The organism is Desulfocicer niacini, assembly GCF_054657595.1.
In genome coordinates this window covers 1-306 of sequence record NZ_BAAHYK010000215.1, presented here as the reverse complement: position 1 = coordinate 306, position 306 = coordinate 1, and the positions used below count along the sequence as shown (strand labels likewise).

At 40.8% G+C, this 306-nt stretch carries 1 protein-coding gene; it reads left to right on the top strand.

Features of this window, described 5'->3' with window-relative positions:
- Window position 1 precedes the first annotated feature (1 nt).
- On the top strand, window positions 2-306 hold a 305-nt coding region (locus tag ACYQ2M_RS25450; RefSeq protein WP_459919198.1), incomplete at its 3' end, for a transposase.

The window sequence follows — 306 nt, the reverse complement described above, 5'->3', positions numbered from 1 at the left end:
TATGCATACCAAAGATAAGATCCAAACAGCTTATGCCGACAAAGGTTACGCCGGGGCTCCAAATCGAGAATTTCTAGCACTGAACCAGATCAAGGATGGGATCATGCGAAAAGACAACATCAACGCCAAATTGACCGAGGTGGAGATCTCAAGGAACAAATCCATTTCAAAAATTCGATACATAGTGGAACAATATTTTGGCATCAGCCGCTTACATGATAAAGGAGACAGAGCTCGATTTACGACCATCTTTAAAAACTCAGTAGACATCGTGTTCAGGCAATTTGCATTCAATTTGAAAAAAGG